Origin of the sequence: Halobacteriovorax sp. RT-2-3 (assembly GCF_047085075.1) — a bacterium.
GTDB lineage: Bacteria > Bdellovibrionota > Bacteriovoracia > Bacteriovoracales > Bacteriovoracaceae > Halobacteriovorax_A.
In genome coordinates, this window is record NZ_JBKIYF010000002.1 from 1 (window position 1) to 23,510 (window position 23,510).

Annotated in this window: 19 protein-coding genes and 1 pseudogene; 6 read left to right on the forward strand and 14 right to left on the reverse strand. The window is 35.7% G+C overall.

From position 1 onward, the window contains the following. The 6 genes and pseudogenes from ACMAYX_RS05755 to ACMAYX_RS05780 form a co-directional block, all read right to left on the reverse strand. Positions 1-769: pseudogene (locus tag ACMAYX_RS05755) on the reverse strand (hypothetical protein); the annotation flags it as partial. Positions 770-809: 40 nt separating this feature from the next. Then, positions 810-1,658 carry a signal peptidase II gene (locus ACMAYX_RS05760; RefSeq protein WP_412471930.1) on the reverse strand — a complete coding sequence of 283 codons (849 nt, stop codon included), beginning with the start codon at positions 1,656-1,658 and terminating at the stop codon, positions 810-812. 303 nt (positions 1,659-1,961) lie between these two features. Then, on the reverse strand, positions 1,962-3,515 hold the full coding sequence (gene guaA, locus ACMAYX_RS05765) for a glutamine-hydrolyzing GMP synthase (protein ID WP_103219166.1): 1,554 nt from the start codon (positions 3,513-3,515) through the stop codon (positions 1,962-1,964). Between the two features lie 19 nt (positions 3,516-3,534). Continuing rightward, positions 3,535-5,013, reverse strand: a complete 1,479-nt coding sequence (guaB, locus tag ACMAYX_RS05770) for an IMP dehydrogenase (protein ID WP_103219165.1) — start codon at positions 5,011-5,013, stop codon at positions 3,535-3,537. Between the two features lie 91 nt (positions 5,014-5,104). Continuing rightward, positions 5,105-6,391, reverse strand: a complete 1,287-nt coding sequence (locus ACMAYX_RS05775; protein WP_103219164.1) for a hypothetical protein — start codon at positions 6,389-6,391, stop codon at positions 5,105-5,107. Beyond that, positions 6,357-7,076, reverse strand: coding sequence for a tetratricopeptide repeat protein (locus ACMAYX_RS05780; protein WP_103219163.1), 720 nt, complete (start codon positions 7,074-7,076; stop codon positions 6,357-6,359). Before ACMAYX_RS05780 ends, ACMAYX_RS05775 begins: the two co-directional genes overlap by 35 nt. A 243-nt stretch (positions 7,077-7,319) precedes the next feature. On the opposite strand from ACMAYX_RS05780, the gene ACMAYX_RS05785 reads away from it, so the two are divergent. Then, complete coding sequence (locus ACMAYX_RS05785; protein ID WP_103219162.1) at positions 7,320-9,500, forward strand: cytochrome c biogenesis protein CcdA; 2,181 nt, start codon at positions 7,320-7,322, stop codon at positions 9,498-9,500. Here ACMAYX_RS05785 and ACMAYX_RS05790 read toward each other — a convergent pair. Both ACMAYX_RS05790 and ACMAYX_RS05795 read right to left on the reverse strand, forming a co-directional pair. Beyond that, positions 9,497-10,315 (reverse strand): flagellin, encoded by an 819-nt coding sequence (locus ACMAYX_RS05790; protein WP_392992378.1) that lies wholly within the window; start codon positions 10,313-10,315, stop codon positions 9,497-9,499. The genes ACMAYX_RS05785 and ACMAYX_RS05790 overlap by 4 nt on opposite strands. A gap of 171 nt (positions 10,316-10,486) precedes the next feature. Further along, positions 10,487-10,765, reverse strand: coding sequence for an HPF/RaiA family ribosome-associated protein (locus tag ACMAYX_RS05795; protein WP_103219160.1), 279 nt, complete (start codon positions 10,763-10,765; stop codon positions 10,487-10,489). 206 nt (positions 10,766-10,971) lie between these two features. Here ACMAYX_RS05795 and ACMAYX_RS05800 point away from each other — a divergent pair, with 206 nt between their 5' ends. Both ACMAYX_RS05800 and ACMAYX_RS05805 read left to right on the forward strand, forming a co-directional pair. Beyond that, a complete protein-coding gene (locus ACMAYX_RS05800; protein ID WP_103219159.1) occupies positions 10,972-11,490 on the forward strand; it encodes a MotA/TolQ/ExbB proton channel family protein in 519 nt (172 codons plus the stop codon). Further along, entirely contained in the window at positions 11,487-11,885 is a 399-nt protein-coding gene (locus ACMAYX_RS05805; RefSeq protein ID WP_103219158.1) for an ExbD/TolR family protein, read from the forward strand. Before ACMAYX_RS05800 ends, ACMAYX_RS05805 begins: the two co-directional genes overlap by 4 nt. Here the strand turns inward: ACMAYX_RS05805 and ACMAYX_RS05810 are convergent, their stop codons facing one another. From ACMAYX_RS05810 to ACMAYX_RS05820, 3 genes are all read right to left on the reverse strand, one after another. Next, a complete protein-coding gene (locus tag ACMAYX_RS05810) occupies positions 11,886-13,016 on the reverse strand; it encodes a glycosyltransferase family 4 protein (protein ID WP_103219157.1) in 1,131 nt (376 codons plus the stop codon). Positions 13,017-13,048: 32 nt separating this feature from the next. Then, on the reverse strand, positions 13,049-14,518 hold the full coding sequence (locus tag ACMAYX_RS05815; protein WP_103219156.1) for a LysM peptidoglycan-binding domain-containing protein: 1,470 nt from the start codon (positions 14,516-14,518) through the stop codon (positions 13,049-13,051). 100 nt (positions 14,519-14,618) lie between these two features. Next, complete coding sequence (locus ACMAYX_RS05820) at positions 14,619-15,617, reverse strand: enolase C-terminal domain-like protein (RefSeq protein WP_412470080.1); 999 nt, start codon at positions 15,615-15,617, stop codon at positions 14,619-14,621. 44 nt (positions 15,618-15,661) lie between these two features. Here ACMAYX_RS05820 and ACMAYX_RS05825 point away from each other — a divergent pair, with 44 nt between their 5' ends. The 3 genes from ACMAYX_RS05825 to ACMAYX_RS05835 all read left to right on the forward strand — a co-directional run bounded on the left by ACMAYX_RS05825 (position 15,662) and on the right by ACMAYX_RS05835 (position 19,467). Then, positions 15,662-16,603: a hypothetical protein gene (locus tag ACMAYX_RS05825; protein ID WP_412471082.1), complete on the forward strand. Its 942-nt coding sequence runs from the start codon at positions 15,662-15,664 to the stop codon at positions 16,601-16,603. 22 nt (positions 16,604-16,625) lie between these two features. Then, entirely contained in the window at positions 16,626-18,269 is a 1,644-nt protein-coding gene (locus ACMAYX_RS05830; protein WP_392992384.1) for a hypothetical protein, read from the forward strand. A 100-nt stretch (positions 18,270-18,369) separates the two neighbouring features. Next, positions 18,370-19,467 (forward strand): type IV pilus twitching motility protein PilT, encoded by a 1,098-nt coding sequence (locus ACMAYX_RS05835; RefSeq protein WP_103219152.1) that lies wholly within the window; start codon positions 18,370-18,372, stop codon positions 19,465-19,467. Between the two features lie 262 nt (positions 19,468-19,729). On the opposite strand, the gene ACMAYX_RS05840 is transcribed toward ACMAYX_RS05835, so the two are convergent. From ACMAYX_RS05840 to thiI, 3 genes are all read right to left on the reverse strand, one after another. Then, positions 19,730-19,975 carry a hypothetical protein gene (locus tag ACMAYX_RS05840; protein WP_103219151.1) on the reverse strand — a complete coding sequence of 82 codons (246 nt, stop codon included), beginning with the start codon at positions 19,973-19,975 and terminating at the stop codon, positions 19,730-19,732. A 12-nt stretch (positions 19,976-19,987) separates the two neighbouring features. Next, the gene (locus ACMAYX_RS05845) at positions 19,988-22,189 is read right to left on the reverse strand and encodes a carboxy terminal-processing peptidase (RefSeq protein WP_103219150.1); all 2,202 of its coding nucleotides are present in this window, start codon (positions 22,187-22,189) and stop codon (positions 19,988-19,990) included. A 125-nt stretch (positions 22,190-22,314) separates the two neighbouring features. Then, positions 22,315-23,502: a tRNA uracil 4-sulfurtransferase ThiI gene (gene thiI / locus ACMAYX_RS05850; protein WP_103219149.1), complete on the reverse strand. Its 1,188-nt coding sequence runs from the start codon at positions 23,500-23,502 to the stop codon at positions 22,315-22,317. Between the last annotated feature and the right edge of the window lie 8 nt (positions 23,503-23,510).

Consider the following 23,510-nt stretch of genomic DNA (forward strand, 5'->3'; position numbering starts at 1 on the left):
TCTGGCCATCGCCATCAGCTGTTCCTTCTTCGTTACCGTCTCCATAACCATCACCACTATCGGTTTGCTCATTATTGTCGTTGTCATCATCATCATCATTGCCGCCGCTGCCCCAGTCCCAGCCACCATCGCCTGTTCCTGTGTTACCGTTGTTCTCCCAGCCGTGACTTGAACCAGAATAAGTAACTAGAATCTCTTTTTCATTATTTTCAAAATCAACATAATGAATTACAACCTCACGACCCATATCAAGATCTGAAGGTTTATAAAAAAGTTGATTATTAATCATCTCAATTCTACCTTCACCACTAATAATACTATAATTAACAGGAAGATTACCGCATGCATAAGGAAGATGAAAACTCTCTAAACTAGAAAAGTTCACTTCAAAATTACTATTAGTTACTTGATACTTAAGATATTCATTTGGGCATGGAACACTAGCGGAGAACATACTATCGGCAATAATTTTTATGCCATTATTTTTAGTCACAACAACTTCATGAAGCTTGTTCATTAATAAAGATTCTTCGGGAAAGTCACAATAAAATCGATCATCTCCTTCTGGTAAAAAATTTGAACACTCATATCCAGAAATAGAGACTTGGTCACCTCTGTTAACAATGCCTTTCATTAAGTTACAAAAAAGTCGAAAATTTCCATCAATAAAGCGACATTTGTTCTCAATACTTTGAAATGTCTTACCAGTCTCAGTTCCAGGATCTGTCGCATTAGTGCTATTGCTCCCGGTACAATTGTTATAGCTCAAGAACAAACCAATAATAGTAAGAGAAATTAGTAAGGGCTTTCTATCTCTTTTTAGCTTTTGACAATAAAGATTCAATCCTTCTTGCATAATTTTCAATCTCTTTAAATTCATCATTATCCCTCAATTTGAACTCTTTTTCATTAAAGTCTTCATATTTTTTCAAAAGCCTATTGATACTATAAACTGGTCCGACAAAGGTATTTATAGTCAGTAGACAAATATAAGTTGTTACAATATTAAAAATTAATAAAACGATTACTATTCCTAAAACAAATGTAGTGATGAAGTCATTAAGATTGAAATAATTAAAAAATGAAATCGCATAAATGATAAACAATAAAGAAATAGAGACATTGATAACTAACATTTTAAATAAAATTTTTCTTGTTTCTTTAAACTTCAATAAGTGATTCTTTCGTTTATTTAAAACATACCAAATTTCATCCTTATATATGTTAATGTAGAATAGTAAACCGATCGTGCAAATAGTTATATAGATATCTGCAACATTAAAATAGAAATCTCCAACTAGATTAATAAAGTCTCTGACATATCCAAAGATAACTAAATCAAACACGTTACTTAAGATTGAACCAAAGAGACCCCAGATATAGAATAGAAAAGTAACTTTATGTCTCTCTATTCTATTAGTTACAAAAGAGCATACTAAAAACAAGATAACTACTAGACAGGAAAATATAGTGACTCTAAATGGCTGAGGAATTGAAAAGTCTAGGCCTCCAAAAAAATTATAATTAATGACTGTTCTAAAAGAAGATGCATCTTTAGCTACGATAAACTTTGTAAATTGATCAAATAATAAAATATGTAAGACAATTAGTGTTACATATAGATAAGTATATTTAGGAGTGTATTTCGTCTTAAACATGAACAGCTTATCGGAATCAGTGACCGTCTATTGAAAGATATCAGTATATTCATAATAAATGAATAAACGGTGAATAAGATATTTAAATTACAAAGTGATTCATATGATAGTTTCTATAAAGATTTTCAAGGATCTAGTATTTTAACATTATCGCAGGTTGAGGGGGCTTTATTGCAAAGGCTTTCCCATTGCGCCTGAGGCAACAAGGCCGACATAAACGTCGGCCTGTTGAAGTATTGATTCATTCCAAATGGTGGGGCGCTATAGCCGCGTCAAATCTTGGCTTTGCCAAGATGACCGCGGCTATTCCCATTCAATAGTGCCAGGAGGTTTAGACGTGATGTCATAAACCACACGAGTGATACCCTTAACCTCATTAGTGATGCGATTTGAAACACGAGATAAGAAAGCGTGTGGCATATCTGTCCACGTCGCAGTCATCCCATCACTTGAGTTAACCATGCGAAGACAAATAACTTCTTCGTAGGCACGGCCATCACCTTTTACTCCAACTGTTTTTACAGGAAGTAAAACAGTCAGTGCCTGCCAAGTTGATTCATAGAGATTGTGCTTATGTAATTCTTCAAAAAGAATTTGATCACTTTGTTGTACCTGGGCAATACGAGTTTCAGTTAATTCACCAAGAACGCGAATTCCGATTCCTGGCCCAGGGAATGGATGACGGTGAACCCAACTATGTTCAAGACCAAGCTCTTCTCCCATCTTTCTCACTTCGTCTTTAAATAGGTAACGAAGAGGCTCAAGAAGTTTTAAATTCATTCTCTCAGGAAGTCCTCCAACATTGTGGTGAGACTTAATCGTTACTGACTTTCCATCTTCTTCATGGGGAGAGATTGATTCAATGACATCTGGATATAAAGTACCTTGTAGAAGGTATTCAAAATTAATGCCGTGATTTTCTTGGTATTCTTTTACTTTCATTTCAAAGATATCAATGAAAGTTTTTCCAATGGCCTTACGCTTATCTTCCGGATCAGACTTACCTTCTAAGTTTGCCATAAACTCGGCCTTAACGTCGATCACTTCAATATTTAGCTGAGTTTTCTCTTTTAATGTTTCAATATGCTGGTAATCTTGTGGACGAAGAAGTCCGTGGTCAACAAAGAAGCAGTACAGATTATCTCCAATTACTTCGTGTGAAAGTTGAGCTGCAACAAGTGAGTCTACACCACCAGAGAAAGCACATAGAACTTTTGATTTTTCAATTCCACGCACAAGCTCTTTTGCCTCTTCAAGCATTTCAGTCGCATCCCAATCTTTTTCAAGTTTTGCGATATCTTTAAAGAAATGATTTAAAATATCCTTTCCATGTTCACTATGTTCAACTTCAGGGTGAAATTGTAATCCCATCATTGGACGTGTTGTATGCTCAATTGCAGAAACAAGACCGTTTCCTGATTCCATGACAAGATTAAAATTTTCAGGAAGTTTTGAGATATGATCAGAGTGAGACATCCAAACATTTACTTCTTCAGGAACTCCATCCATTTTGAATCCATTTATTAAATGAATCTTAGCATGACCGTATTCACCGATTGTTCCCTTCTCAACAACACCACCAAAGTACTTCCCCATTAGCTGCATTCCGTAGCACACACCTAGGATAGGAAGTTTCTCATTTTCAAAAACAAAATCATAATTTGTTTCATCTTCAAAAACTGATTGTGGGCCACCAGAAAGAACAAGAGCGTTAGGCTTCTTTCCTTCGCTAAATAATTCACGCGCTTTTTTTACAGTGATGATCTCACTAGAGTAACCGAGCTCACGCGACTTTCTTGTAATTAATTGTGTGTACTGTGAACCAAAGTCCACGATCCATATTTGTCTTGCACTCATATTTTATTATTCCTATTTTTTATTTTTCAATTTGATAGTTTGGCGCTTCTTTCGTAATCATGATGTCATGTGGATGACTCTCTTTAAGTGAAGCTGCCGTAATCTTTACGAATTGGGCCTTCTCTTGCATTTCGACAATTGTTGAAGCACCGATATAGCCCATACCACTTCTAATACCACCATTTAATTGGTAGATATTTGAAGCAAGGCTTCCTCTATATGGAACTTGCCCTTCAATACCTTCTGGAACTAATTTTTGATCATCTACATCACCTTGTCCGTAGCGATCTTTTGAACCAAGCTTCATTGCTCCAAGTGAGCCCATACCACGGTAAACTTTATAAGTACGACCTTGATATAAAACCATCTCTCCAGGTGTTTCATCACACCCTGCAAACATTGAACCAAGCATGACACAACTGGCCCCTGCAGCAAGTGCTTTAACAATATCACCAGAGTATTTAATTCCACCGTCTGCAATAAATGGGATCCCTGCCTTAAAACAAACATCAGCACAATCCATAACTGCAGAAAGTTGAGGAACTCCAATTCCTGCAACAACACGAGTTGTACAAATTGATCCTGGACCAATTCCTACTTTTACACCATCAACACCAGCATCGATTAGAGCGAGACATGCTTCAGGTGTTGCAATATTTCCTGCGATAATATCAACACTTTGATCTTTAGAAATAAGCCCTCTTACTGTTTTAACCATACCGATGACACCTTTTGAGTGACCATGTGCTGTATCAATAATGATACAATCAACACCAGCAGCAATAAGATGCTTTGCACGCTCAACCTCTTTATCACCTACGCCAATAGCAGCGGCAACTCTAAGACGTCCTAATGCATCCTTGTTCGAGTTAGGAAAGTTGATACGCTTTAAAATATCTTTGATTGTAATTAGACCTTTAAGCTTTCCATCCTTACAAATAATTGGAAGCTTCTCAATTCTATTCTTATGAAGAATTTTCTGGGCCTCATCGAGATCAATCCCCTCCAGAGCTGCAACAAGCTTATCTTTTGGAGTCATGATATCTTTAACTTTTTGATTCAGATTATGTTCGAAACGAATATCACGACTAGTAAGAATTCCTACAAGATAGTTTTCAGAATCAACAACTAAAACCCCTGTAATCTTATTTTTACTCGTCAGCCTTATGACTTCTTCTAAATGCATTTCAGGATTAACTGTAATTGGATTTAGAACAACACCTGACTCGAACTTCTTTACCTTCTCAACTTCCCACGCTTGATCTTCAGGTGACATATTCTTGTGAATAACACCAATACCACCCTGTTGGGCCATAACAATTGCAGTCTTAGACTCTGTTACAGTGTCCATGGCCGCCGAAACGATTGGAATATTTAAAGCAATATTACGAGAAAACTTTGTTTTTAAAGAAACATCTCCAGGCAATACTTCTGAATATCCTGGTTTAATTAAGACATCATCATAAGTAAGGGCCTGAGGAATTTGTGCAATAGACATAAGACTGATCCCATCTAAATAGTTAAAATATAAGCAAATAGTTGCTTATATTTTAACTGAGATCATTTTTTTATAATACCGGAAATTTTTCTTAGTAGGCTTCTTTGTAATCCTGACTATAACTCTCAAGATCATTAATTAGACTGTTTACAGCATCGCTATGCTTTTGTTGACCTAAATACTCTTTTCTCAAAGATGTCTCAAATACATCATTTTTAAATTCTTCATCAACAGGTGAAGGTACAGATGCAGGATTTCTTAAAGACTGAGGCTTCTCTGGCCTAAACTTACGCTCTGGACGTACTCCTTCTTGTGGAGCTTCCCTCTCATACTCACGCTCTTTTTTCATTTGAGTAGGAGCCTTTTCTTCAGAAGCAGGAACCCTAGTATTTGGCCCGTATACATTAACTTCTACATCAGATTTAGTTGTGTAGTCTGGCTTAAACTTCTTAAAAGCTTTCTTCTTAGGTGACTCTTTAGCCATTTCCTTAAGTTTTTCTTCATAGAATTGCTCAAGTCGAGTTGCTCTTGCCCCACCTTCTACTCCAACAGAAGCAATCTCTCGACGAGACTTAACTGTTTGAGATTGTCTGACAACAATTTCACCAGGCTTATTAGAAACCCTCATATCTTCTCTAAGAGTAACAGAAGCTGTCGATCTTTTAGGAGTCTTTGTATATAGCTCTTGCGAGATCTTATTGTCTTTATGCCTTGGTGCTCTAGCAACAAGAGTGCGTTCATTCATCGGTTTAACTGCAGGAAATAAAGAAGTCACAGCTTCATAAGCGCTAGAAGAAATAGGTGTCGGAACTCTTGGAGCACCATTTTCATAATCTTCTTTCACAAAAGAAAAGCGGCCAGGGCCAACCTGTTCTTTCATAAACTCATAAACATTATTATTAATTGTATGAGTACCTGTAATACTTAAAATTTGAGTCTTTCCATTTTCTGGATCATAAGAAGCAATATACTCTCCACTATCGTACGAAATTGTCGCATTAACAGTTTGAAGTTGAAACTTATCATCAGTATTTTCAATAGACTTTACCCAGATATATCCAGACTTAAGCTCAACTATTTTATTAAGCATTGAGACATAACTTGAACCTGAAACATGATACTCGTGATCAAAGTAATCTCTAAAAACAAGTTCAGCGCCTACTTCAGTAAAAATATCGTCAAAGTCATAGATGTAGCTTCCTGCATCTAACTTCTTTGTTTGTTGATTACTAGTTACAAAAACATTCCCCTGCACTCTTGCAACAACGGCCCTTGGAGATTTTGCCGTTTCGGCACCAAGAGCAACTGTAAAAAAAGTCGAGATGAATGCTAAGATTAGCAGACTAGTTCTTTTTATATTTCTGTACGATTTTCTCATAGTGCCCACTTAGGATATTCCATTCAGGAGTGTTTCTATATTTCTTTCTAAATTCTTCAACGACTGCAAAGAATTCGTCTTTACGATTTTGTTTTAAATAACTCATACCTAGCCATAATTTTGCACCTAGGTAGTATTTTGATGTTGGATACTTCTTAGTAAGATAAGTGAAATATTTCTCACTCCAATCATAGTGTTTTCCTGACTCATAACTTGCTACACCTGCTTGAAATAAGAAGTCAGCATCAAGCTCTTTTGAGTTTGGAAAGTTCTTTGTGTATGCATTAAAAAACTGCGCACTCTTTTCATAATTCTTAGAATCAAATTCTTTTTGTGCAATTGAGACCATCTCTTTTGCATCCCACTTATACACATCGTACTTAACGAGGTCGTTACTATCGACGCGTGCGACACTTGCAATTGTTCTCTTTGTATAACTCTCCTTTTTTGGAGCTTTATCTTTTAATTGTGTTTCGAGATAATAATTCTTACTTTCAAGAGTTTTGATTTTGTAATTAGCTTGCATAAGCTTATTGTTCATCTCTTGATTTTCTTTTGATAAAACTAGAATCTTGTCCTCTAACTCGTTAATGGCCTGGGCGCGTTTTTCAAAATGCTCCACATAGCTACACGATGTTAGCGACATCAATGCAAGTCCAAAGAATAAAGAATTAACGGTTTTCACTTTTTTTTCCTCGTTATTAGTACCTCTTCGCTCTTCTTTTCGGATAATGGACTAAAATATTTAGCAAAATTTGCGACTACGTATTTTTAAGGAGTTACAAGGTAGAATGTTAATATTCATTCACAATGTTAAGAGAGAAGCTTTTATCGTCAAATCTTTGTCAATTCCTAGATTTAGCGTCATGCTTTAGCGTATAATACCGCTAAGGTATGAAATTAATTAAGATATTTTAAGGAAAAAATAATGTACAAAATCCTACTGGCCCTAGCCATCACCCTCTTTGCCTACGCCGATAAAAAAGATTACTCAGACCTAGTGAAGGCCCAGGTAACAACGTTTGCTAAGAACAACAATAAGTACTTGGCCATTAACTTGAGAAATAAAGATGGTTGGCATACATACTGGCAAAACCCAGGGGATTCAGGTTTAGCGACAGAAGTTGAGTTTAAACAAGATGGCGATAAAATTGTACTGGATCTAGTGGAATGGCCAATACCACATAAGTTTATTGAGAAGGGTGATATTCAGACATTCGGTCACAAAGATGATTACTCGTATTTCTACTACCTAGGAAATTCATTTGATAATGCGAAGAATTTTGAAGTTCATTTAAAATACTTAATTTGTCATGACATTTGTATTCCACAGGAAAAGATAATTAAGGGTGACTTTGATGGTGGTGTTTTCAAATCTAAAGATAATCAAATCCAAGTAGCAAATTCTGAAATTGAAAAAAGATTTAATAACCTTCCTACTCTTAGAGAAACTCCAACATACCTAAATCTTCAATTAACAAAGTATGAAGGCGGACTTGCTCTTGTCTATAATATTACTGGTGAAAACCAAAAGCTTACGGCGGGACAAAATGTCCTGACACCTTATACAACGAGTCCAATCAGTTTTAAAAGAGAAGCACTCTATAAAGACACAAAAGGAAATCACTACGGACTCTACCAGTTAGATTGGGATGGAGAATACTTAGAGCCAGAATACCCTCTTCCGACAGATGGGCGTTTTGTTGAACCACTTGCATTTAAGTTTGTTTTTAATGACCCAGTTATCGGTGAAACATATCGAGTTGATTTTGACATTAATTCATTTGGAACAAATGAAGAGTCATTTAAAACATTCTACGCGAGACTAACAAAAGTTGATAATGATAGGCCTGTTCAAGATAAGAATATTGTAAGCAATGAGGAAGGCTCTTCTTCCCTACCTTACTTTCTTTTTATGGCCTTTATTGGTGGATTAATTCTAAATATCATGCCATGTGTTCTACCTGTTATCTCTCTTAAGCTATTTGGGCTAATTAAGCATTCGAATGAGAGTCGTTCAAAAGTATTAAAACATAATATGTTCTACTCACTAGGTGTCCTTGCTACATTTGCGGCACTTGCCTTTACTATTGTTGGCCTTAAAGCATCTGGTGAACAAATTGGTTGGGGTTTTCAGCTTCAATCACCAATGTTTGTAGCGATCATGGTCTTTGTCATCTTCACGATGGCGCTAAACCTCTTTGGTCTCTTTGAATTTAAAACTCCTGGTGGAACAAAACTTGGAAATGTTGAAGTTAGAAATACCTTCTACGGTGACTTTATTAGTGGTGTTTTAGCGACAGTACTTTCAACTCCATGCTCGGCTCCATTTCTTGGAACAGCTCTTACTTTTGCATTTTCAGAATCAAGTACAAATATTGTCATGATCTTTCTAGCAATTGGACTTGGTTTAAGTGCACCTTTTATTCTAACAGGAATTTTCCCTGCACTAATTCGCTTCCTTCCTAAGCCAGGTATGTGGATGGATCACGTGAAGAAACTTTTAGGATTAACTTTAATTCTAACAGTTGTCTGGTTACTTGATGTCTACTCAGCACTGGTGGGATCACCTGTTGCGATGATGTATATCAATTCGGCCCTTGTCTTCACATTCTTCCTTTTCTATATGAGAAAGAATATGACAAAGAAAGCTCTAGCAACCTTAATCATTGTTCTTCCTGTCTTCTACTTAGGCTATTCTGCAATAACAACTCCACTTAATACTGGTGGTAACGGAAACTCTCTTATCGAAGACAAAAAAAGAGAAGGCCTTAACTGGACTAAATGGACACAAGAAGAAATGAATAAGCGCATTGATGAGAAGAAGCTTACATTTATCGATTTCACTGCTCGCTGGTGTATCACTTGTAAGGTAAATGAAAAGCTTGTTATCAATACTGACTCATTCAAAGATATGGTTGCTGAGAATAAGATCGATCTACTTCTTGGAGACTGGACTCGTAAAGATGAGGCCATCGGAAAATGGCTAGAGTCTCAGGGAATGGTTGGTGTTCCTGCTTACTTTGTGATCAATGAGAATGGTGAGTTAATTAAGCTAGGTGAAACAATCACTCTTGGAAAAGTAAAAAAAGCTCTTGGAGTAAACTAACCAAGAAGCTTTGCAATTGCTCCTGGCGCAGTATTAGCTTGCGCTAGGAATGCTGTTGCAGACTCCATTTTAATCGAATCGAGGGCCTTTGCTGCCGTCGCTTTTGCAATATCTGTATCTTCTATTTTTGATCTCGCCGCTTCAGAGTTTTCATAATTATGCTGAAGATTAGCACTAGTACTTTCTACTCTTTTCATCGTTGAACCAACCTTGGCCCTAGAATGTGAGATCTTATCAATTAAAGCATCTGCAGCTCCCATTGCAGACCTCGCCCCTTCTTTTGTCAGAACGTTTTGATTAAGAAGCTTACGATTTGAAGTCATTACATCACTGATATTGTACTTGATACGATCATTCTTCTCTGAGTTACGAATACCAATTTGCATTTCAAGATCACGGCCACCATTTAAAAGTTTTGTGCCATTATATTCAGCATTTTCTTGAATACGTATGATTTCACGTGCAAGCTGCTTGAATTCACGGTTTGTATTGGCGCGATCACTATCGTTATAAGTATCAGTTGCCATTTGGATAGAGAGCTCTTTTAAGCGAATTGCAATATCTTGCATACTCCCCATTGTTGCATCAGCAACCTCGAGCATTGAAAAACTATCGTTTGAGTTTCGTTGGGCCTGAAGATTAGAGCGATTCTGTGCAGACATCTTTAGGGATATAGCTGCGCCGGCCGGATCAATTGCGGCCTGATAAATGCGCTTTGCACCTGCTAGTTTGCGAACCTCACTCGTCTGGTGATCGTTCACTTCACCTAGCATTCTTTGCGCCAGCTGTGATGTGACATTAGTCCCTACTCTCATCCCTGAAGACTACCCTTTAAATTTTCGGCCCTTTCCACCATGAAAGGGTCTACTACTTAAAATTTATCGGAAAAAAATGCCCAAAGTTTATACGTGTAAGTAAAAAACTTTGGGCACTTGTCTAGTTAGAATTGAGAGCCGTAAGCCGACTGTTTTGGTATCTTATTTTAATTAGCTAGCAATCTTCTGATCGCGATACCAGCTTTTAAAAGCAACTAAGACACCAGCAGCTGCTTGATAAACATTATCTCCTTTGGCTTTTTTGTGGAACTGATGTTTGTGACCGTTCACATTGGCCGAGAATACATATTCTGGACCTTTCTTATCGGCCACGAACTGAATATGACCCACATTTCTAAAGTCGTTTGAAATTCCTTTCAACTTTTTAGCTACGTAATCCTCAAAAGCTGGTGAGTGATCAACGTTGTGAAAGCTTAATTCATAGTTCATAGGACCTCCAATTTTTTCCTGTGTTCCTCTATGAATATATAATATCAGGCCAGCACAATTAATTATCTGAGCTATGTTAGATTTTTGTAAATTTCTCTAAAAGTAATAAATTGTTTGATTTGAGCATATCTGATCAAAATATTTTAGTGTTCTCATGGCCCCATTTTTATAATAAAATTAAAATGTTTTATAATAAAGGAGACGCAATGCGCTTATATGAATACATCCAACAGGGTGGCTTAATTATGTATATTCTACTATTTATCAATGTAGTAGGATGGGCAATCATGTTATCAAAAGCTTATTTTCTTTCAGTTGAAATGAAAATGACTTCTCAAACTTCAAGCGATATTCAAAAGAGGATAAAAGATAATGGTGAGCACATGGACACCTCATCAACTATTGAAATTGCAAAGCAGTACCTTGCTGGCCACATCATGAATGTTGAAAAGGGTCTAAACACTGTAAAAATTATTGCAACGATCTCACCTCTTCTAGGTCTTCTTGGTACAGTAGTTGGTGTTCTTACGGCCTTCCACGTAATGTCAGAAACAGGTCTTTCAAATCCGGCTTCATTTGCACAAGGGATTTCAATGGCACTGATCACGACAGTTGGTGGAATGATCGTAGCGATTCCACACTTTGTTGGTCACAACTACCTACTTGGTTCAGTTGATAAACTAGAGACAAAACTAGAAAAAGAAATCATGGAAAAAGTTCTATGAGTTCACGCACAAAAAGAACAAGACAAGAAGCAAATGCTGACATCACTCCATTGATTGATGTTGTCTTTTTACTTTTGATCTTCTTCATGACTTCAACTGTATTTAAGAAGTCTGAGCTTGCGCTACTTTTAAATCTTCCAAAGACAGAGTCTGGTGAAAAGGCTTCTGCAGATTCTAAAGTTTTAACAATTGAATTATCAAAAGAAGAAGTTGCAATTGCTGGTAAGAAATACACTATTGATGAATTAGATACTGAGTTAGCATCTATTCAAGATAAGAATAAACCAATTGATCTAAGAGTTGATCAAGAAGTTCAGTACTCGAGGCTAGTGCGTATTTTAGATGTGTTAAAGAAATACAGCCTAACTAACCTCTCACTAATCACTGAAAAGTAATTACATACTCGAATACAAATCAATTAAATTCTGGGCCGTCTTACGACGATGAAATTTTTCAACGAAGTTACGGCCCGCTTCTACCATCTCAAAGGCAAGATCAGGATTCGTAAGTACGTTGACAATTTGCTCACTCATTTCGTGTTTATTACTTGGATCAATATAAATCGTATTAGGGCCACCCGCTTCAGGAAATACGGATCCTTTAGAAGTAATCACAGGTGTCTTCGAAAATAACGCCTCAATAATTGGAATACCAAATCCTTCAAAGAATGATGGAAAAACAAATAAATCACTTCGTTGGTAAAAAGCTGGAAGGTCATCATTAGTCACATTTGAAAGAATCATGATACGATCTTCAAGTCCTTTAGAGTGAATATAACTTTCAACCTCTTTCTTGAAACTTCCACCATTTCCGATAATAACAAGCTTATGATTAATCGACTTCTTAATATCTGCATAGGCCTTAACAAGAGTTAGAACGTTCTTATTAGGCTCAATTGCACCAACATAAAGAATAAACTTCTCGTTCACACCATAGCGTTCAACTGTAGAAACCTGTTTCTCAATAGGAATTGGAGAATAGAAACGAGGATTACAAGTTTGATATACAACCTTGATCTTATTTGGATCACAGCCAAGATAATGAATTAAATCACTCTTCGTTTGCTCACATATTGCTAAAATAACATCTGCAACTTCTGTCGCGTACTTTATTTTTCTAAGATAAACTTGTCGATCGATCCATTTGAAGTTTTCAGGAAAACGTAAGAATAAGAGATCGTGAATTGTTACAACTGACTTGATTCCCGTCTTCTCAATACCGTGAGGTAGTTCATGAGATAAACCATGAAAAATATCAATCTCTAGCCTCTTTGCTTCATCTGCAACTTTAAAAGATCGCCATGCTGCTGGAAATTTTTTAGACCAAAAGTCAGAAGGTTTAACTACATTCAAATTATCATATTGATCTAGCCAGTGAATGGCCCTTGGGTCATCAAATTCTGGTGTAAAAAGATAATATGAGTTCTGTGAGTGATAGCGACTTAAACTTGCAATGAGGTCCCTAGAATAATTCCCTAGACCTCTGAAGTTATGAAATGCTCTCTTTGCATCAAATCCAATTTTCATTTGATTAGTATAAGGGAAAGGCCACTATTTGCCTATCCCTCACTTGGAACTTTTATCACTTGTCCTGCATATAAAGCAGAACCTGAAATATCATTTACTTTCTTGATTGTTCCAATCGATGTATTAAACTTACGTGCAATGGCAGTTAAGTTATCACCACGACGTACGCGGTATTTCTTATATGCAACACTTGATGGAACTCTTGTTGTAGAAACCTTTAGTCTCTGTCCAATGAAGATTCTGTTTCCTTTAAGATTATTCAATGTCTTAATATTTGAAACTGTTACACCGTACTTACGTGCAATATCAATTAAGTTATCACCTCTAGCAACTTTATGAGTAACGATATCGCCTTTAGTCTGATACTTAAGCCTTTGTCCAACAAGAATCTTAGAACCTCTAATTCCATTAATTCGCTTTAGATCAGTTACTCTAACACCTAGACGATTTGCAATAATTGAAAGGTTATCTCCACGTCTTACTTTATAAAATCCAGAAGATTTTTTATCTGAAGAGTTGGAAGCAATATTGATATACTTACGTGTTTCATACTCTGCTAATGAATCATAATCAGTAAACTCACTTGAAGGTAGGAAGATGCTTTGAGTATGTCTTCTTTGTACCTTTACCCACTTTCTTTTTAAATCTGGATTTAAAACTTTAAGTGTTTTTAAATCAACACCCTGAGCGCGTGCTAATTTGTAAAGATCAAATGAACCTTTTACGTTGAGTTGCTTTACTTTCTCAAAAGGACTATCTTTTGATTCTGTAATCTTCATTCCGTATTTACCTGGATTATTATAGATCTCACGTACTGCAGCGACCTTTGGCACGTAATAGATTGTTTCTGTAGGAATTAACTTACGTGAAACAAGTTTCATATAATCACGTGTCTTACCTTTTCTAATCGCTCTAATGATACCGTACTCACCTTTATTATAGGCAACAAGAGCAAGCTCCCATGAGCCAAAGATATTATAAAGATCTTTAAAATACTGAGCTGCTGCTTCAGTTGATTTAATGATATGAGTTCTCTCATCAACGTAGCTATCAACTCTTAACTTATATCTAATACCTGTTGCCTTAATGAACTGCCAAGGACCTACTGCAGCGGCCTTTGATTTGATAAAAGTATTGTAACCAGACTCGATTAAGCCTACAAAAAATAAATCTTCCGGTATACCGTGTGAGCGCATAATCTTTTCGATTACATTACGATAGCGTGCACCATTATTAACATATCTAAGAAATAAATCTCTTTCTTTTTCTGTAAAATACTTAACCCAAAAATCGAAATGTTTCTGGTGATAGTGAAGTTCAAGTTTATCCATATTGTTGATGGTGTAAGCCTTTACACTACCTACATCTTTAGATTTATACTTTACGACTTCCTTTACAATTACTTTTGGATTTTGTGCCGGTGTTTCACTAACATATGTTGGCTGAACGTTTGCACATGATACAAGAATAAATAAAGGTAATAAGATATTGATTTTTTTCATTGGGCTCCCAAAAAGCTTCAATACAGGTTTTTCTGTAATTTTACCAATTTACATATCTTACTATTTTAAATGAACACCACAATTTTTCGAGGGGGGGAATTTAATTCATATTAGACAAAATCACTTTTCCTTTTTCCCAAATAACATGAGGCCCTGAATCGTCTTTCAATTTTGTAAAACCATCAAAATCAAAATAATCAAAACCATAAGCAATATTGAAAAGTGACGCAATTCCCACTGTTGATTCAACCATGCAGCCAAGCATTGTCTTAAGTCCTAGCTTCTTTGCTTGTTGAAGTTGTGAGAAAGTCTTCATCAGGCCATTTGCCTTTGAAGTTTTAAGAACAACGCCATGACAAAGGTCTTTAAAAGGATCAAGAAATCGATGATCTTCAATGCCTTCATCAAGAAAAACATCGATTGGTGACTTTTCTTTTAATTCTTTATAAAGGTCGAACTCATTTCGATAAAGCGGTTGTTCGATAAAAAGTACATTCTCATCTTCTATCATAGCTAAATGCTCAAGTAATAATTCGAGATTACTCCCATATGACTCGTTAGCATCTAAAACGAATACACGCTTTGATTCATTTATAAGTTGTACCTGAACAGGAAATGTTTCATGTGTAATCTTTAATTTGATAACCCCATTAGTATCTGCATCATCAAGCAGCTTTCTTCCTTCTTCTATTGTTTCAAAAACTGGAAATGAGTCTAATGAGTCTACGCTTTTAACTGTATTAGTACCTAAAATTTTCCATGGACTAAGTTCAGTGGCCTTCACAAGATAATCTAAGAAAGCTGTTTCCACCCCTAGTCTTAGACGAGGAACATAAAAATCATATTGGTCTAGATATTGTGTTAACTCATTATATTGAACAATACCTGCATTTTCATAATCTGATGCAAAACGCTCAAGTTCTTGTTTTAAATCTTCGACGCAGATATTCTCTTTTGAACCATAGCTAATTTCCCCAACTCCCTTGTATTCACCATTTTTAAGAGTCACGTAGATAATCTCTTTGGCCAAAACCTCGGCCCCTGAAATCTTCCATGGTTTATTTAAGTTAACTAGTCGTGTATCTATTGCCCATTCCATATTATGCCTTAAAGCGTTAAAATAATTATTAAAAAGACTAAAATATGTTACCAAAAATAATTTCAAATATCACACTAGCATTTATTGCCATCGTTTTGGCCTACATGCTTGCGCCTCTGTTTAAAGAGTTCTTTGATGGAATCTTTAATCCTCATAAGAAATCAAACAAGTCTCATTCAAAAGAAGAGTTTGATGAGATGGTTCGAAGAAAGATTGAAAGAATGTCTGCTACAGGTAATTCAAACTCAACTCAAGCAACGGGGGCCAAAACAACGAAAGGATCTCAAAGAACCTTTCTCTCTTATTTTGAAGAAAAGAAAATGTTTGCAAGTAATGAAGATTTAAATTTCTTTATAGGTCTTCAGTCGTCTCTTCAGTGGGGAGATTTTAAAGAAGGTGAAGAGATATTAAATCTATTACGTAAAGATTTTAAATTTGATAAAGAAGAGCTATCTCCCCTAATAAATCCTTTTATAAAAAGTTTCTTTTGCAAGGAAGAGCTATTGAAAGTAGCAAAGCTAAACAAATCAAGTCTTTCAAAAGAATCCTTTCTGTCAGCTGCAACAACGGCATTTTTCTTTCAAAACATAGAAAGAATTGAACATAAACGCTTTAATAAACTAACACTAAAGCTACTTATAGCTTTATCCACAATAAAAAGTGATAGAGTAGCAATTCTTGAAGGCTTTATAAGAAGCGAAGAAATAACCTTACCGATTAAGAAAGACTCTTTATTTACTTCGCTGACAAAGAAGATGAACTCTTCATATGATGAGATTTTTGCACTTTTTCCAATTGATGAAAATAAATTAAGTGATGAATTTAGTTCACTAAAAGAAGAAAGTGACCGAAAAAAGAAATATAAGAAATTAGTGCAAACCTATCATCCAGATAAGTGGCAGGCAGAATTAAAATCAAAGATCATTGATGATCGTTTAAATGAAAACTTTAATAAGATTCAAAATATTTATAATAAAAATAAGTAATTGATATAGAGAGAAGTAAAAGATGCAAAAGAGAAAAGAACAAATTATCAATAATATTGAATGTGAGCTAATTAAGATTGTAAGCGAAACAAATGGTATCTCTTTAAATGATACCCTAGAGCTACTTGTGCACTCACCTAGTATTCGCGACAATCAATTATTAGAGAAGCCAGTTCTTGAATTTATGAAGCTACTCTCATCTTTTCAAATTGATGAAGTTGATATTGAAACTCTTCTCAATCACCCTGTATCAGATGCAGTTTTTAACTTTTTTCAAAAATTTCCAATTCCATACTACGAAGAACATATCCACCTAACAGGATCTTTAAATGCAGAATTTATCTATCCACGTTTAAAGAAACTTCTAAGTGGTAAGAATAAAAAAGTTTACGAAAAGAGAATTGCAGAAGTTTATGGAGATGATGCTCTCCCAATTAATAGTATAGAAGATGTCGATAACCTTATTCGACTTAAAGAAGGCGAACAATTTGCAACTTACCTTCGAATACTCTTTTTAGCAAAGCTTATCCTTACATCTAAAAAGGCCCATCAAGATGCTGCCTATCATATGGCAAAAGAATTGTACGAAAATTATAACGTCGGAAGTATTCGTCTAAAGTTTACATTATCTCGTGCTTCAAATATGGATGCAGAACAAATCCCTGGTATCGGAGAAGTTACTGAAGAAGATGTTGTTCTAGGACTTTATGAAGGTTTCAAGAAATTTCAAAAAGAAGTACCAAGTTTCAAATTTATTCTATCTCCGTCTTTTAGAAAAGAATTGAACTTCTTTGATGACATTAACTTTGAGACTAAGAAAGAACACTTTGAGCATCAAGTGGATGCCCTACTAGATATCTTGGAAAAGTATCCGTACTTAAAAGAGAACCTAGTAGAAGTTGACACAGTTGGAGATGAGAAGGCCCTTTATCGTAAGGCGCACTTTAAAGAGCTTAAAAGTGGACTACGTAAGCTTCAGTACCGTGGATTAAAGATTCGCTCTCACCATGGAGAGACTTGGTTGACTTTAAAAAAAGGAATTCAATCTGTCGATAATGCTATGAATATTTGGCATATTGATACACTTGAACATGGGCTAAGCCTTGGAATTAATCCTAACTATTACTACCACCGTCTCTTTCAAAGAATAGTTGAAGCAAATGCAAAACATCAACCGATTGATAAGAAATCAACAGAAGGACATGAGCTCGAAGAGATGGAGTGGGAATCTTATTCTATTGGAGTAAAAAAGAAACTCTTTAAAGGTGAGCCACTTGAAGCAGATGAAGTGACTTTACTATTAAAGACTAAATTTCATAATGCACGTGAAGTTGAACACTATCAACACGATATTCTAAACCGTATTATTCAAAAGAGTGTTTCACTTGTTGCGCTTCCATCATCAAACCTTAAGCTCACAGGAGTTTTCCCAGACTTTAAAGACCATCCATTTTCATGGTGGGAAAAGAAAGGCGTTAAGCTTGGGGTTGGAACAGATAATTACATTACCCTTTCGACAAATTTCATTCGAGAGATGCTGATTCTACTCTACTCAGACCCAAAGAACCTTAAGATCACAAAGCTTCTAATGCTTACGACTAAGGAGTCGAGAAGGCCTTATATTAGTAATCTTCTATGGGAAATGCGAAAGAAATACGCGAAGTAAGATATTAATATTACATAATACTAAACTTTTTTGCGCGGTCTTCCGACAAGTCTCTATCTATCTATGATTTATAGAAGCTATACGATGAAGGACGTAATTAATGACATTTGAGTACTCTCATTTCAAGTCACTAATCAATGTCGCTATTGACAACAATGCGAGTGACATACATATAAGGGCAGACGAAACCCCTTGCTTTAGAATAAGTGGTGACATGGTCGCCGTTAAATCAAATAAATTACTAACCCAAGAAAGCATCTACGATATCCTTCGCCTACTCGTTGGAGATAAGGAACAGCAAGAGCTTGAGGCAATCAAGGATCTCGATGGCTCTTTTGACTTTGAAGATAAGTGTCGTCTAAGATTTAATTACTTTAAATTCAACAATAAGAATGGCCTTGTTTTTCGTGTCATTAAAAAAGAAATTCCAAGCTATAAGGCCTTAGGCTTAAGTGATTCACTAAAACAAATTATCCGTGCTAAACGTGGACTAATTCTTGTTACAGGAGCGACAGGCTCTGGTAAGTCGACGACTCTTGCAAGTATGATCAACTATATTAATGAGCGTCGTGCAAAACATATTATTACAATCGAAGATCCAATTGAATATATCCATGAACAAAAAAAATCACGTGTCACCCAAAGAGAAATTGGAGTGGATACCGATAATTTTGAAGATGCTCTAAAATATGCTCTAAGACAGGACCCAGATATTATCTTACTTGGAGAGCTCAGGGATCAAAAGTCAATCGAAATTGCTCTAAAGGCATCTGAAACTGGTCATTTGGTACTAGCAACGATTCATACGACAGATGCGATATCGACAATTAGTCGAATCATTTCAATGTTTCCAGGTGAAGAACAGGCCGATGCACGAAAACGTTTGGCCGACTCCCTTTATGCCACAATCTCACAACGAATGATACGTTCAAAAAAATCTGCTAATGGTGTACGAGTTGCCCAAGAAATTATGGTCACTGGCCCAGGTGTTAAAGAATGTATTCGTGGAGATGAGCCTCTTGATCGCATCATTCCAATTATTGAAAATGGTGGAACAAATTCAGCAGACATCCCTTGCCAGAGTTTTGATCAGGCAATCCTTAATCTTCTTGAAGGTAATTATATTAGTGAGGAAGATGCTGCTAAGGAAGTGCGAAGCGCAAGTGACTTCATGAGAAAACTGATGCTGACAAAGTAGTAAACAAGAACGCTACCTCAAGAATAGAAAAGGCCCTGGTGGGGGCCAGGGCCAATCCGTCTAACGCGAATTAGACTAACTTGATGTGAGGATAGTAAGAAAAGACTTACATGGTATTTATTATTCGCCATTTTTCCCTTTTTATTAAGAGGAAGAAATTTCAGCAAATAAAAAGTAAAAGGCCAAGTACTTATGACTTGGCCTTTGTTAATTTAAAATATAAAAATAATCTAAAACTTTTACTCTTTTTTACCTTAAAAAATTATTTTTGATGTGAAAGAATCTCTTTTACGACTTTATCAACCAGCTTTTTTGCATCATCACATTGAGTCTTCCAATGTGCATGATCTAAACTAGGATCGTGATTCATTAACAACTCTCCTAAGGCCTTAGTGCTATCATTAAATTTTCTAAGTAGCTCAACTGATAATTGCTCATCATCCATTTCCTCAAGAACTGCCATCACATGATCAATATCTGAATTATCAATTAATTTATTAAAATCCATTTCTTATCCTTATTATTTCTTTGCTTCTTGAGCAATCATATCACGCATAATATAGATTGCTTCCTCAAGCCCTGCATCCTTACGTAGAGATGATACCCATTCTTCCTTACGTTGTTTAAAGTCTTCTTTCCACTGCTTTTCATCACCTTCTTTTACAGTCTCATGTGACTTTAGTGATTCTTCGAAGTGAGTAACAACTAAATCTTTATTTTCTAGATCTAGTTTTAGACTTTCTAGCTTCTTCTTATTTGCCTCTTCTTCTTTCATCCAAGAGTCAATATTAAGCTTAAGCTCAGTCTCTTTACGTCTCTTCTTAAGGTAAGCAACGCTCTCTTCAATCTTTTGCATGCGCTCATCTTTTTGAACACGTTTTTGAGACTCACTAATAAGCTTTTTCATATCATAAGACATACCTGCCCACTTCTGATATTTCTTTGGCTTAATTTCATCCCACTTAAGTGAGTAAGTTAAATCCTTTTCACGGTTTTCAGCATATGACATTGGATCTGGAATTACAATATCAGGTGTTACACCTTTATACTGTGTTGATACTCCATTTATTCTGTAGAATTTTTGGATCGTAAGTTTTAATGCTCCAAACTCTTCACCAATCATTTTATTTAGACCTTGATCAAGGCTATAGACAACCTGAACAGTCCCTTTACCGTGAGTAACTGCACCACCAACAATTACAGCTCTCTTATAGTCTTGCATTGCTGCCGCTAGAATCTCTGATGCAGAAGCTGAGTAACGGTTAACCATAACAATTAGTGGGCCACCATATTCAATACTTGGATCTTCATCTGCAAGAGTTTCAACTTGATTCATATAGTTTCTAGTTTGAACAATTGGCCCTTCCTTAATAAATAGACCTGACATAAGTTGTGCATCTGTCAGGGCCCCACCACCATTATTTCTAAGGTCAAGGATGACACCATTAACTTTTTGTTTCTTTAATCTTTTTAGTTCAGCTCTTACATCATCAGTACAATTAATCGTTCCATTAAATTCACGGTAGAATTTCGGAACATTAATATATCCAAACTTACCTTTCACACCTTTAAGTTCAAGAACTGAAGACTTAGCAAAAGAGGCCCCCATCTTAACAACATCTCTTGTGATACCAATTGACTTACGTGAGCCATCGGCCTTCTTAACATGAAGCTTAACAACTGTTCCTTTCTTACCACGAATGTATCTAACGGCATCATCAACTCTCATCCCAACAAGATCAACCGGCTCCTTCTCTGAGTCACCTTCGCTTACAGCAAGAATTAAATCATCAACTTCAAGTTCCTTTTGTCTCCATGCAGCTCCACCTGGAACGATTTCAACAACTTTGATATAACCTTCATCTTCAGATAAGACAGCACCGATACCTTCAAGTTGCCCTGACATATCGATATCAAAATCTTCTTTTCTCTTTGGAGCAAGGTACGCTGTGTGCGGATCAAATACAGCACCAACAGAGTTATAGAAAAGCTCCATATAGTCATCTCTTGTGTCTTTTAAAAGTCTTTCGAAATAAAGGCGATATTTCTTGTCGATAGCTTCGTGGGCCTTAGCTACGATTTCTTTTTCAGTTAGAATTTTTTCAGACTCAAGCTTCTTCTTTCCATTCTTTTTATTCTTAGCAGTCTTTTTAGCATTCTTCTTAGGATTCTTGAGGTCTTCTTGGTCTTCTTTAATCGAGATATAACGGGCCATTACTGATTGCTTATAAGTAAGGCGCCAGTTCTTTTCAAACTCACTCTTATCTTTTGCAAAATGTCTTTTTTCTGGGTCTAGCTCAACAACTTCATTTCCATGAAAGTTAAACTTACCTTTAAACATTTTCTTTCTTAAAGCATCTGCTTCTTCAATTCTTTGCTTTTTAATTTTCATGGCATCAAGAACAAGCTTGTAGTTTCCTGATCTCATCTCATCATCCATTAAAGACTCATACTTCTTAAGTTCTTTAACATCCGAATCATATAGAAATTGCTTTGAGTAATCGACTTTTTGAACAAATTCTTTGAAAGCATTTTTAGAAAGATCATCATTAACTTTTAATTTTTTATAATGAAGTTTTTCGAGAACATCGATTAATAAGTTCCCTAAAACTTGATCTTTATTAATACTAAATAAACCATTTTCCGCTCTTAAAACAAATGGCGTTGATAAAAGAATGAGACCTAAAAATAGTCCCAACGACTTTCGAAATTTCTTGTGCATTGAAGCTCCAATTCTAATAATATTAGGTAGTTCCTAAATTATATTTTAAAGCCTCTTCAGTATTAATCAAAGATTAATTATTCAGGAAGAAATTACTTGCAATGCACAATAAAATCTCATTCCGCTCATTTTTTTTCAAAGTTACCTTGAATATCATACTGATATACTTCAGCATTATTAACGCATTCTTTAATTAACTCTGATAAATCATGCTCTTCGCAAAACTCCATAAAGTACTTTATTTCTGCCTTAATTACTGGATGTTTCGGTGCAAACATTGAACAAGCGTCATCATGTGGAATAATAGATGTTTCAAATGTATCAATTTTTTTGGCCTCTGTAATGATGTCCAGCTTATTCATCCCAATAAGTGGCCTCATCACAAGCATCGGACAAGAACGATCAAGTACACTCATATTCTGAAGAGTCTGACTTGAAACTTGTGAAAGGGCATCTCCCATAATTAGGGCACTCGCCTTTGCTCTTCTTGCAAGATACGCAGAAGTATCCATCATATATTTTCTAAAAAATAATGTTCTGTAATCTTCCTTGCAATTTTTTGCAATATAGTTTTGAATATCTCCATAAGGAAGAACATATAATTTAAAGCTATCCTGAAATTTAGAAAGAATTTTTCCAAGCTCTAAAATCTTCTCTTTTACTTCCTCTCCAACATATGGATAGGCATAGAAGAAAGCAAAAGATTGTCTCACGCCTCTTCTTGCCATTAAATAACTAGCAACAGGTGAATCAATCCCACCAGATAAAAGAGTAATAGCATGTCCGCTTGTCCCTACAGGGAGACCACCAATACATGGAATCTTTTCCCAAGATAGATAGATCTCTTCATTCATGACTTTTACATCAACCATGAGATCAGGATTTTTTACATCAACTTTAAGTTCCGTATTTTTTAAGATTGCAGTTGCAATATAGCGGTTAATTTCATCACTATTTTTTGGAAATTGTTTAAGAGCTCTTTTTGTTTGAACTTTAAAAGTCTTAATATTTGATAATTGACTTAATTCTTTTACGGCAAGATCACAAACATAATCAAGATCTAATGGACACGCTCGCATCGGAGTAACAGAGCTTAGGCCAGCAACAGAAGTTAATCTATGGATTAGTTCTTCACTAAACTCTTCTTCACTTTCGGCCACTAGTCGCTGTTGATTATTTTTTAGCTTCCAAGATGTATGATGATACTTACTAAATATTCGACTTAGATTTGTCTGAAGTTTCTTATAGTAGCTCTTTCTGTTCTTACCCTTAAGCCATAATTCATCAACTGTTAAAATTAAACTTTTATACATCTTTATTA

What these genes read in the sequence shown, in the direction of transcription:
- ACMAYX_RS05760 (WP_412471930.1), bottom strand. Translation starts at nt 1,658, where the DNA reads ATGTTTAAGACGAAATACACTCCTAAATATACTTATCTATATGTAACA.
- guaA (WP_103219166.1), bottom strand. Translation starts at nt 3,515, where the DNA reads ATGAGTGCAAGACAAATATGGATCGTGGACTTTGGTTCACAGTACACA.
- guaB (WP_103219165.1), bottom strand. Translation starts at nt 5,013, where the DNA reads ATGTCTATTGCACAAATTCCTCAGGCCCTTACTTATGATGATGTCTTA.
- ACMAYX_RS05775 (WP_103219164.1), bottom strand. Translation starts at nt 6,391, where the DNA reads ATGAGAAAATCGTACAGAAATATAAAAAGAACTAGTCTGCTAATCTTA.
- ACMAYX_RS05785 (WP_103219162.1), top strand. Translation starts at nt 7,320, where the DNA reads ATGTACAAAATCCTACTGGCCCTAGCCATCACCCTCTTTGCCTACGCC.
- ACMAYX_RS05790 (WP_392992378.1), bottom strand. Translation starts at nt 10,315, where the DNA reads ATGAGAGTAGGGACTAATGTCACATCACAGCTGGCGCAAAGAATGCTA.
- ACMAYX_RS05795 (WP_103219160.1), bottom strand. Translation starts at nt 10,765, where the DNA reads ATGAACTATGAATTAAGCTTTCACAACGTTGATCACTCACCAGCTTTT.
- ACMAYX_RS05800 (WP_103219159.1), top strand. Translation starts at nt 10,972, where the DNA reads ATGCGCTTATATGAATACATCCAACAGGGTGGCTTAATTATGTATATT.
- ACMAYX_RS05805 (WP_103219158.1), top strand. Translation starts at nt 11,487, where the DNA reads ATGAGTTCACGCACAAAAAGAACAAGACAAGAAGCAAATGCTGACATC.
- ACMAYX_RS05810 (WP_103219157.1), bottom strand. Translation starts at nt 13,016, where the DNA reads ATGAAAATTGGATTTGATGCAAAGAGAGCATTTCATAACTTCAGAGGT.
- ACMAYX_RS05815 (WP_103219156.1), bottom strand. Translation starts at nt 14,518, where the DNA reads ATGAAAAAAATCAATATCTTATTACCTTTATTTATTCTTGTATCATGT.
- ACMAYX_RS05820 (WP_412470080.1), bottom strand. Translation starts at nt 15,617, where the DNA reads ATGGAATGGGCAATAGATACACGACTAGTTAACTTAAATAAACCATGG.
- ACMAYX_RS05825 (WP_412471082.1), top strand. Translation starts at nt 15,662, where the DNA reads ATGTTACCAAAAATAATTTCAAATATCACACTAGCATTTATTGCCATC.
- ACMAYX_RS05830 (WP_392992384.1), top strand. Translation starts at nt 16,626, where the DNA reads ATGCAAAAGAGAAAAGAACAAATTATCAATAATATTGAATGTGAGCTA.
- ACMAYX_RS05835 (WP_103219152.1), top strand. Translation starts at nt 18,370, where the DNA reads ATGACATTTGAGTACTCTCATTTCAAGTCACTAATCAATGTCGCTATT.
- ACMAYX_RS05840 (WP_103219151.1), bottom strand. Translation starts at nt 19,975, where the DNA reads ATGGATTTTAATAAATTAATTGATAATTCAGATATTGATCATGTGATG.
- ACMAYX_RS05845 (WP_103219150.1), bottom strand. Translation starts at nt 22,189, where the DNA reads ATGCACAAGAAATTTCGAAAGTCGTTGGGACTATTTTTAGGTCTCATT.
- thiI (WP_103219149.1), bottom strand. Translation starts at nt 23,502, where the DNA reads ATGTATAAAAGTTTAATTTTAACAGTTGATGAATTATGGCTTAAGGGT.